Below are 510 nucleotides of genomic sequence, written 5' to 3'. Positions count from 1 at the left end.
AGTGCTGTCATTTGTCCATCACAGATATCAGCATCATATCTTGAGAGAACTCCTTATATTGTTCCACATGGAGTTAATACTGAAGTTTTTTATCCAGCAAAAGATAAAAATAAAATTAGAAAAGAGAAAAAATTGGTAGGTGAGTATAGTATTGGTATATTTGGCAGAATCAGAAAATCAAAAGGTTCAGAAGAATTTATTAATGCTGTAACACAGGTCTTAAGAAAATATCCAAATTGGAGTGCTGTAATTATTGGTGAAGCAACACCCAAAGATCAAGAATTTAAAAAAACTCTAGAGAAGAAAGTAAAAGATTCTGGCTTAGAGGATAGAATAACTTTTACCGGTTTTATAAGTGATTCTAGTGAAATTCCTAATTGGTATAGAACCATGGATATAGTTGTTTGTGCTAGTCATAAGGAAGGCTTTGGATTACCAGCTTTAGAAGCTATGGCGTCAAAATGTACAGTTATAGCAACAAAAGCGGGTGCTTGGCCTGAGATAATTTCA

1 protein-coding gene is annotated in these 510 nt (G+C 33.3%); it reads left to right on the top strand.

Going from position 1 to position 510, the window contains the following annotated elements; genetic code table 11:
* The coding region (locus DNK84_RS13910) for a glycosyltransferase family 4 protein (protein ID WP_119345030.1) at positions 1–510 on the top strand (510 nt) is incomplete at both ends.

It is taken from the genome of Facilibium subflavum (assembly GCF_003574485.1).
Taxonomy (GTDB): domain Bacteria; phylum Pseudomonadota; class Gammaproteobacteria; order Francisellales; family Francisellaceae; genus Facilibium; species Facilibium subflavum.
This window is presented reverse-complemented; position numbering and strand designations above follow the sequence as displayed.